Origin of the sequence: Allomesorhizobium camelthorni (assembly GCF_011045125.1) — a bacterium.
GTDB classification, from domain to species: domain Bacteria; phylum Pseudomonadota; class Alphaproteobacteria; order Rhizobiales; family Rhizobiaceae; genus Allomesorhizobium; species Allomesorhizobium camelthorni.
On the sequence record NZ_JAAKZF010000025.1, the window covers coordinates 64,491 to 74,213 of the forward strand.

The window sequence follows — 9,723 nt, forward strand, 5'->3', positions numbered from 1 at the left end:
CATGACCGGTACATCCCGATCCGATATTCCTCCGAAAGTCGATCCCGAGGATCTGCAGCTGCGAGCGTCGCCGCGCCGCGTCGTGCGGTTCAGACGCGGCGTCATCATCGCCATCGCGGCACTGGGCTCGGGCGCCATTTTGGGCGTCACGATGATTGCGCTGCAGGGACCGGCTCTGCGCATCAAGGAGCAGGCCGAAGAGCTCTACGACACGGAGCGCAAACCGACAGCGGAGGGGCTTGAAGCGCTTCCTGGTGATTACTCCAAAATCAAGCCGGATACGCCGATGCTCGGACCGCCGTTGCCCGGCGATCTCGGGCGACCAATCCTAGAGCGGCAACGCCAGCTCGGCATTGCGCCGGGGCAGGAAGTTTCCGCCGAGCAGCAGCGTCTCGCCCAGCAGGCGATTCAGGCGCGCGAATCTGAAGTTTTTTTCCGGATCGAGAACAAGGCAAACCAAACCAGCTCCGACAGCAGGAATCAGGAGGTGCGGCCGCCGTTGCATGCATCCATTCCACAGCTGGACGCCGGACTTGCGCGCGCTTCCGTGGCGCCGGCGGAAGGTGACCAGAACAACCAGCAGCGCAAGCTGGATTTCCTGCAATCACGCGACACGGAGGGCATCTATAATCCCCACGCCCTGCAGAAGCCGGCCTCGCCCCATCAAGTCATGGCAGGCAGCGTGATTGCCGCGAGTCTGATCACTGGGATCAATTCCGATCTGCCAGGGCTTGTCGTCGCCCAGATCACCGAAAACGTCTACGATACAGTCACCGGCAGTGTCCTGCTGATCCCGCAGGGCTCGCGCCTCATCGGCACCTATGACAGCGTTGTTGCCTTCGGGCAAAGGCGCGCGCTGCTCGTCTGGCAGCGCATCCTGCTGCCCGACGGCTCCTCCATCGAAATCGACAACCTGCCCGCCACCGACACCGCCGGTTATGCCGGACTTGAGGACAAGGTCGATTTCCATACCTGGCGACTGATCAAGGGCATCGCGCTTGCAACTCTGCTCGGCGTCGGCACCGAGTTGAGCCTCGGCAAAAACGAAAGCGATCTGGTCCGCGCCATCCGCGAATCCACCCAGCAGAACGTCAACCGCGCCGGCCAACGCATCACCGAGAAGAACCTCAACATCCAGCCCACCATCACTGTCCGCCCAGGATGGCCGCTGCGTGTGATCGTCCACAAGGATCTCGTGTTGCGACCGTACGGTGGCTGAAGGTTCTGCCGAAGCTCAGCGAACGGGGGAGCATCGAAATTGGTCATCCTGAAACTCAGAAAGCTGCCAGACCGCAAGCTGGCGAAAATCACCATCTCAGTGAGCGCTGAACTCAGGCAGGCGCTCAGCGACTACGCGGCCCTCTATCAGGAAGCATATGGTGACAGCGAGACAGTCGCTGAACTCATTCCCTTCATGCTTGAGACATTCCTGGAAAGTGACCGAGCGTTTGCTAAGGCTAGAAGGGATGGCTTGCCGGCCGCCGACACGTCGAAGAAATCGCGACACCAGCCATTTTCAGGTTCCGAGTGAAGAGCTAATGCCCGGACCGAGAGGCAGAGATCTTCCGCTTTGGGACAAGAAGATTGCGCATGGGCGGTCGTAGCCATGCCGAACGTGGAATGACGTGGCTTGAGGCCGCTCCGGACAGTCCGGTTTGCAAGATGGTCAGGCGATAGCTGCCGTTCTTCGTTAACTCGCCAAGCCGACGGTCGCCATCGTCCAGTTCGGCTTACTGCCCAGTCTGTCGAAGATATTGCCGTCGAATACAAGGCCGAGGCATGAGGAGCCATCCACAGGGATTGCGGATAGCTGGCCAATAACCTGCATTTTGTTCTTTGTCGCCGGCACGGGGCCCAGTATTTCTTGGTGATGAGAACTGCATCACTGGATCGGCGCGTCCTTGTTCAAAGCGAGTCAGAAGCGACCGAGTGCCCCCTGAGCTCGCTGCGCGATCAACCTTTTGTCGTTCTGCTCGGCGAGCCTGGCCTCGGCAAGTCGACGGCGCTGCGTTACGAGGCTGCGGCCGAGGGTGGCGAGTTCTTCACCTGTCGAGAAGCGATGAACGGCGCTCCGCTGCCCGTTGGCGAGACGATCTATCTTGATGCATTGGACGAGTATCGCACGGGCGAGAACGGCAAGGACAAGCTCCTGCAACTCGCCAATACCTTGTCGGCAAACAAGAACCGTCGTTGGCGCCTCACCTGCCGGGCGGAGGACTGGCGCGATGCCGCCGATCTCGGAGCCATGCGAAGGGCGGCCAACAATGGCACGATCATCGTGGCGCGCCTTCTGCCCTTGGACGAAGGCGAAGCCCGGGCTGTCCTGACCGCCCTTGGGGCCGCTGATCCGAGAACGTTCGTGTTTGAGGCACGCAATCGTGGCGCGGAAGCCTTTCTCGAAAGCCCTTTGAGCCTCCGATTGCTTCATTCGGTGGTCGCCGCCGAGGGTACATGGCCAAGCAGTCGTTTTGAGCTGTTCGAAAAGGCTATCTGGGCGCTGGCCCACGAGCACGATCCTGAACGGGCGACAGATCGCCGGCCGAGCGTCGAAGCAATCATCGACACCGCTTCCGGACTGTGCTTCTACGCCCTCGTTTCGGGCGCTAAGGCGTTCTGGCGCTCAAATGCGCCGCCGCCCCATTCGGGCGGCGCCAATGAGTTTCTGACCAGGAATGCGCTCCATCTGGAGCCGGCGCTGGCAGATGCGACGTTGGACACGGCGTTGTTTCGTGGCGAGGGTCATATCTTCGAGGCTTTCCATCGTACCGTGGCGGAATTTCTCGCCGCACGCTTCCTGGCCAGGATCGTGACGGGCGCGGGAAACAACCCGACGTTCCCATTGCGGCGCGCAATCGCGCTCATCACCGGCCCTGATCGCAGGGCACCAAGCGAACTTCGTGGATTATATGCCTGGTTCGCAGCCCATCTTCACAGGCAGGGAGACGCGCAGGGCGCACTCCGTCTCATCGATCGCGATGCCGCCACTGTGCTGGCCTATGGCGACGGCGCCGCTTTCGACACCTCGGGACGAAGAGCGATCCTTCTCAATCTTGACCGTGATGATCCCTATTTCCTTTCCTCGCAGGGGGAAGCGACCGTGCTCGGCGGTCTTGCCGGCGAGAATCTGGCCGGGGATTTCGCGACGATCCTGGACGCGGACGTGCGTAGTCATCTCCAGGTCACGGTCCTGCAGGCTCTTGCAGACGGGCCCCCGGTTAAGGGCATTCAAAGCAAACTTCATGCGATCGTGCTCGATGCCGGTCGGCCGTTGTGGATGCGGGAACGCGCCTCGGAAGTAATTTTCCGAGCCAGCGAGGATCGAGCCGCCGCATGTCGGGCCCTGATAGGTGAACTGGAGCGTCAGCCCGCTGCGCCCGGCCAGGTAGTGCTGAGGGCGAGGCTTCTGGCAGGTATGCCGGCAGACGCAATAGAATCATCCGAGATCCGCAAACTTCTGGCCGACTTCGGTGCACTTCCCGCACCATCCGACGATGATGAAGTTGAAGACCGCGGAGCGTTGACCGCGCTGGCTCTTGCCCTGCGTCGCTCGGCCCCCGAAGACCTTTTCGATGTACCGATTTCGCAGGGGACGACGAGCGCGCTGCGGCAGAAATCGCAAATCCGATCCTTCATAGATCAGGCGCTGGCCTCCGCGATTGAACGATCTCCAGATGTCGGGGCCGACCGCCTGTGGACCTGGATAAACAATGCCCGTGAGCACGTCTGGGACATGCTGGACAGCACTGTGGTCGAGGCGATGCAGAAGTGGGTGGACCGTGACCCTCCCCGGCGGGAACTCGACTTCTTTCTCGCCATGTCGCGAACCGGCGAGCCGACCGATGGGGCTTGGGTTGTTGTGAATCACTACATCTCGACCATGCGCCGGCTTCCCTCGGAGGCACTGGTCAAGGGGCTTTTTGCGCTGGCGCGGACGGAGGCGAAAGGGGCAGGGCGCAAGCGACTGTTTGAGATTGCCGCATACGCTGCGCGCGGAGAGGCCCATTGGTCGACATGGCGCGAGAAGGTCGTCGACATTCTCAAGGAGGAAGGCGGCTACACGGGCTTCATAAAGTCGCTGCTTTCCGACCCGAACGCAAAGTGGAAGAAGCGAGAGGCGCAACGGCAGGCCCAGCGGGAAGCCAAGACTGAAGCCTCCCGGAAAAACAACATCGCTGCGTTGACCCCGAAGCTCGCCGCGATTGCCAGCGGAGTCGCGAGCGAGTTCGGCGCGTTGAAGTGGGCTGCTGACCACTACCGCAATGCGCGGATATCAAGGAAGGACAACCCACTCGCCCAGGTCGTGGAATACACCAACGGTGAGATTGCAGCGTCCATTGCAGAAGGGTTCGTCCAGTTCGCGATACACACCGACATCAAGGTCGATGCCGAGAGCCTTGGCCGGGCCGAGGCTACGAACGGAGCCTACCCACAGGAATTCGTCGTCGCTGCCGGCCTGCATCAGGGCCTGTTGCATGGGCGGCAAGCGGAGCTTGCTGCGGCTCCTTTGGTCTGCGCGCTCGTCGGACTGCGCCAGAACTATTTTGGCGGCGAGGATGGGCCGTCGCTTGCCACATGGGCGGTTCAACGTCTTGCGCAAGATCGGGAGCAAGGTGTCAGCCAGATGATACGGTACTGGAACGCCGCCCTCGATGCCGGAGACGAGGACCTGGATGGCCTACACCACTTGGTCAGCGCCAACGAGCATGAGCTGGTCGCGGCCTGCCTTCATGACCTGCTGAATGATCGGCCCAATCTGCCAGTGCCCGCGTTGCGGCAGGCCCTTGTCGCCGGCGCTTCCGTTCTGGGTGCCGAAGACTTGGCGCGCTTCGCCGCATCAGCCCGGCAACGATCCGATCTCGGCCATGAACAGCGGGAGATCTGGAGTTTTGTCGCGCTGGCTCTCGATCCGACAACTGTTTCCGCTGAGCTCTCCGAGGAGGAGGCCCAGGGGGTATTGTTGCGGCCGAACGGGGATCTGGCAAAGGCATTCTACGAACGGTCTCCGCAACCCGATGTGCTGGATCGCTTCCGGATCGCGGTTCTTGGAAGAGCGCATGAAGCCGACGACGATGATTGGCGTCACTCGAACACGGTCAGCGGCATCGTCAGGGCTGCGATCCGCCGCCTGAGCGCATCCAAGAACTCCGATGCTGGCGATGTCCTCAAATCGCTTGCTTCAGACGTTCATCCAAGCTGGAGGCCGCAGCTCGCTCACGCGGCCGCCGAACATGCCAGAATGATGCGGGATGACCTCTATGTCGCGCCGCCAGTGAGCGACCTCGTCGCGGCGCTTGCGGGCGGCGCTCCAGCTAGCCCCGCCGATCTCGCGGCGGTGGTTCTCGAAGAGATCGATCGATACAGGGCGACGCTGCGAACCGGCAGTGAAACACCTTGGAAGCGGTTCTGGAACACAGACAAGGACGGCGCCGCAACGACGCCCCAGGTCGAGAACGAGGACCGCGACCGGCTCCTTGAACTGCTGCGGGTGCGCCTCGAGAGATATGGTATTGTCGCCAGTCTTCCTGAAGCACGGCGTGGCGAGAATACCAGGGCTGACGTCCTGCTCCTCAGCCAGGCTGGCAAGAATCTGCCGATCGAGTCCAAGCGTCACTACAATAGGGAGCTGTGGTCGGCACCGATGGATCAACTCGCCGGCTACGCGGCTGATGCAGGCGCCGATGGATTTGGGATCTACTTGGTCTTTTGGTTCGGCGCCGAGTTTCCGCTTCCCGGCCGGAGCGACGGGAAAGCACTCCCACCGAGCGCTGAGGCACTTGAGATGATGCTTCTAAACGACATTCCGCCACGTTTGCAGGACAGGCTGGCGATCGTCGTGCTGGATGTTTCTCGTCCAGCAACGATGGTCGCGGCTCAGGCCCAGCGAGATCAGAAACGCTCGAAGAAGCGAGCAGCTGGGTAGCTACGCGCGTCGAATTTTCTCGTCGTTAGGCCACTGACCATTCGTCTTAATATCCTGTCACCGAAATTCATGCGGCCTAAGCCAAATGGCAGCTTTGGGACATCATCAATAGGACCTGAGTGGCTGGATTGGGGGCGTGAAGCGGACCAGGCAAACTTTGCCTGAAAGGGGGCCGTTTCCGGACCAGCAGCTTTATGCGGCTTGGTTTCGGAAGCAGCCATTCTCCGACCCGCTACGGCTACTCGTGTTCGCGACATCTGCCCTCCGGCCCATAGGCCGCAGATCTTAGCGGTGGAGGAACTTTACATCATCCAGAGGCCAGAAGGGGTTCCACCGCGGCCAGCACTTGCTTGCGCGCTTCTGCTTTGAGTGAGAGGATCGGACGAGGTGGTTCCGCTCGCCCAAGTCCGGCAACATCGAGAATCGCGTACATCACGCGCAAGCTGCCATAGGTCTTGAAGGTGTCCCAGAGCGGCTGGAGGACCCCGTCGAGCCGCCTTGCCTCTTCCGCGTCACCAGCCTGGGCGGCACGAACCAACGTCAGAACCAGTCGCGGCAGTGTGCCGCCGAGGACACTGTAGAAAGCGTCCGCCCCCGCCAGCATTGCATCGGCCATGCCCCAGTCGCCGCTGTAGCCGACAGCGAGCTGCGTGCGGCCGCGCAGGCTCGCCAGCTCGCCTGTGAAGTCACCGCCTGCCGGAAGGGGCATCTTCACAGCCCGGATCGTCGGGAGACGTGACAGCCGCGCTGGCAGGTCGATGCCGAAGGTGAAGTGCGTCGTGCCCGGATTGTTGTAGATGCATAGCGGCAGGCCCGAGGCGCCCGTCACCGCGTGGTACTGTTCGTAGGCCTCGTCCTGCGTCAACGGCGTGTAGGAGACCGGCGCCATCAGGAGCGCGTCGGCACCCGCGGCCTCGGCGTCCCGCGCGAGATCCATCGCATGGTCGGTCCGCAACGTGCCCACTCCGACGACGAGCGGCACGCGCCCGCGCCCGCATTCGCTTGCGGCCTCGACGGCACGCCGCCGCTCCTCGCGCGAGAGGTAGGCATAGATGCCCGTCGATCCGAGAAGGCCGATCGAGTCGACACCTGCCTCGCATAGCCGCTCCACGAGGCGAGCGAGCGTCTCGGTGTCGACGCGGCCGTGTTCGTCCGCCGGCGTGAGCGGGAAGGCTGACAGACCTCGGAACGGGGTGCCTGTTGTCATGGTCTTTCCCGCAATCCTTCGTTTCGTCGCCCGTTCTTCAAACTCTCAATCGAAGCTGATCGGCGCAAAGCCATCATTGCCGCTTGCGGCACGAAAGCGCCTGACGAACACTTCCGAACATATGGTCACCCGCTGCCGTGAGCACTAATCACGCACCCGGGCGGCTTCACTAGGCGGAAAACTTCACGTTCACACCGCGCTGCCGAAAATAAGCCTGCATCAGCTTGCGGCCCGAACGGTTGTTCTGTGCCAGCCTGGTCGGATCGAACACTGCCTCTTTCATGCCCTCCCGTGTCAGCGCTGCCTTGAGGGTCGCTATATGTACGTCGATGTCGGCATTGTTTGATTGGAGCGATGCATAGATGCTGTCGATTGCCTCGGACACGGTCGGCTCGCTCACGGTTGTACTCCTTTGGTTGTTCGGTGGCGGGGGGTTAGCACAGATTGGCGGCTTGACCGATACCGAAGGACGGCAGATGCCGCGTCAGCGGGGATTTCCCAGATGTGCCGCTGTCTCAGCGCTCGTTTTGCTCCCACTATCCTTCCTGCATTCCAAGCGCGCCTGTCCAGCGAGGCGGGATCGTATCGTGAAAGTCCCATGGTGTTTCTCCTTAGGCCACATGGCCTGAAGGAAAATGGGCGGACCTAAAACGCTCACTGGTTTGGGGCCGATAACAGACTGTCAGCTATCGGGGCGAGTTCAGCGCACAGCTGCCATTCGGCAAGCGACCTCACCGTACATGGCCAGAAGCGACGGCTCTGAAAGCAGACCTTGTGGGTCACCGCCGCCATGGATCATGGCGGAGCGCTCATTTCTAGTCGGCCGCAAACGGAGATGCCGTGTCGATCCCTCTCACGCCGCGGCACACTCGGCGATCGCAAATCGGCCACATGGGCGTAGCTGACGACAGACTGCTATTGCAGTTTGGCCCAAGACCTTGAACATGGTCATCCAAAATGATGTTTACAGGCTTCAATATGACTGGACCAAAGGAAGACAAGCTGACCAAACCGGAGGGTGCCGAAAAAGCATCTCCTGACACATCAGACCCCTTTAGGCTTGAAGGCATCTTCGAAGACGTCACTCAGATTTTCAAACCTAACCGGGTCAAAGAGGCGTCGAGCCCGGACGTCATAATCGCAGTAGACACTAACGTTCTTTTGCTGCCTTACACGATACGTAAGGATGGACTGCCGAAGCTGCAAACGTTCTACCAAGACCTCCGTTCGGCGAACCGCCTATACCTGCCAGCACGCGTTGCTCGAGAGTTTATCGTCCATAGGGATCGTAAGCTCTCCGAGTTGCTCAAGATGATTACCGATGTCCGGTCAAGGCTAAACATAGGTGAAACCAAGCTGTCGCCGATCCTGGAGGGCATCGAAGGAAGCGAAGCAATGGCAATGGCGAGCAAGGCGCTCGCTGAGGCTAAGGGGCAGTACACCAAAGCTATTGGCGTGGTTGAAGAGCAGGTGAGAGGCTGGAGCGGTGATGACCCGGTGACCAGCGTCTATGATAAAGTGTTTGACGCAGCCAACATCGTTTCGCCCACCCAGACCAATGAGGAAATTCTGTCAGAATGGAAAATTCGTCTCAAGGAACGTATCCCTCCGGGGTTTAAGGACGGAGGGAAACCGGACACCGGCATTGGCGATTTCTTGGTTTGGAAAGCCTTGTTGGTCCTCGGAGAGGTACATAAAAAAGATCTGATCTTTGTCACCGGCGAAGAAAAGGCTGACTGGTTCGTTCGCGTAAACGGCGCGGGTGCCTACCCGCGCCCGGAGCTAGTAGCGGAGTACCGTAAGCATTCCGGGGGCAAAGGGCTTCGCTTGGTTGAATTCCATGACGTGCTCCGCGAAATGGACGTCGCTCAAGACATTGTAATCGAGATTGAGAAGGCGGAGACGACGGCGAACAACATTATTCGCGTCAGCTCTCAGTTAGAAGAACGACACATCCAGCCGTTCAACACGCAGGCCAGAACCTCGTTAGGATCCACCTCTGTCGCCGACTTTCGAATGCACCACGGTGGCAGGAACATCACGTTTTATGCGGAAGGCGCCTCGTTCACCTTCAGTGTGTCGGAACAGGGCGAGGACTCGCTCTGGGCATACCCGAATGGCAAAGACATGATGAACAACATTCCGGTAGGAACTATTGGAAACCGTATAGACACCACTTCCATGTTTAGCGCAAAAGAGGGTTTCAGCGTCATCAAAGGTCAGATGATCTGGGCAAGGAACGCAGAGGATTTCAACTTACTTGCGCGTTTGATCAGAACCAGCCATCCAGACATAGAGGATCGGTTCGAGGCAACGTTTATGTTCGCCATCTACCCGCCCGGCAGCCCTATAATCGTGCCGTAGGGGTGACGCAGTGTGACGACCTCGATACCGATGTTGCCGTTACCGAAGCTTAGAACGATCCAGTCGGGTCAGCTTAGCCGCTGCTGTCCTCGTGATCTTGCCGAAAACTCGGCAAGCGCGTGAGCGTCCGCTTTGTCGTATACCAACCCGAACGCGGACGGGCAGAATCACCATCAGGTGACGTCGTGGACATCGTCCGTGGAGCCGTGAAGCGGAAATCGATTTCCGTCTG

General features: G+C 60.3%; 6 protein-coding genes. 4 read left to right on the plus strand and 2 right to left on the minus strand.

Annotated elements, in window-relative coordinates:
* The first annotated feature begins 1 nt into the window (after position 1).
* The 3 genes from G6N73_RS17960 to G6N73_RS17970 all read left to right on the plus strand — a co-directional run bounded on the left by G6N73_RS17960 (position 2) and on the right by G6N73_RS17970 (position 5,920).
* The gene (locus tag G6N73_RS17960) at positions 2–1,219 is read left to right on the plus strand and encodes a TraB/TrbI/VirB10 family type IV secretion system protein (RefSeq protein WP_165029978.1); all 1,218 of its coding nucleotides are present in this window, start codon (positions 2–4) and stop codon (positions 1,217–1,219) included.
* Between the two features lie 39 nt (positions 1,220–1,258).
* Positions 1,259–1,531, plus strand: coding sequence for a DUF2274 domain-containing protein (locus G6N73_RS17965; RefSeq protein ID WP_165029980.1), 273 nt, complete (start codon positions 1,259–1,261; stop codon positions 1,529–1,531).
* Positions 1,532–1,870: 339 nt separating this feature from the next.
* Complete coding sequence (locus G6N73_RS17970) at positions 1,871–5,920, plus strand: NACHT domain-containing protein (RefSeq protein WP_165029982.1); 4,050 nt, start codon at positions 1,871–1,873, stop codon at positions 5,918–5,920.
* A 307-nt stretch (positions 5,921–6,227) separates the two neighbouring features.
* Here G6N73_RS17970 and G6N73_RS17975 read toward each other — a convergent pair whose 3' ends face one another.
* Both G6N73_RS17975 and G6N73_RS17980 read right to left on the minus strand, forming a co-directional pair.
* Positions 6,228–7,127, minus strand: coding sequence for a dihydrodipicolinate synthase family protein (locus G6N73_RS17975; protein WP_165029984.1), 900 nt, complete (start codon positions 7,125–7,127; stop codon positions 6,228–6,230).
* 169 nt (positions 7,128–7,296) lie between these two features.
* On the minus strand, positions 7,297–7,527 hold the full coding sequence (locus G6N73_RS17980; protein ID WP_165029986.1) for a hypothetical protein: 231 nt from the start codon (positions 7,525–7,527) through the stop codon (positions 7,297–7,299).
* Between the two features lie 557 nt (positions 7,528–8,084).
* Between G6N73_RS17980 and G6N73_RS17985 the strand changes: the two genes are divergently transcribed.
* A complete protein-coding gene (locus G6N73_RS17985; protein ID WP_165029988.1) occupies positions 8,085–9,491 on the plus strand; it encodes a PIN-like domain-containing protein in 1,407 nt (468 codons plus the stop codon).
* Positions 9,492–9,723: the final 232 nt, after the last annotated feature.

Bases quoted from the DNA above. Each gene is read 5' to 3' on its own strand.
- G6N73_RS17985 (WP_165029988.1), top strand. From the start codon at position 8,085: ATGATGTTTACAGGCTTCAATATGACTGGACCAAAGGAAGACAAGCTG.
- G6N73_RS17970 (WP_165029982.1), top strand. From the start codon at position 1,871: ATGAGAACTGCATCACTGGATCGGCGCGTCCTTGTTCAAAGCGAGTCA.
- G6N73_RS17975 (WP_165029984.1), bottom strand. From the start codon at position 7,127: ATGACAACAGGCACCCCGTTCCGAGGTCTGTCAGCCTTCCCGCTCACG.
- G6N73_RS17960 (WP_165029978.1), top strand. From the start codon at position 2: ATGACCGGTACATCCCGATCCGATATTCCTCCGAAAGTCGATCCCGAG.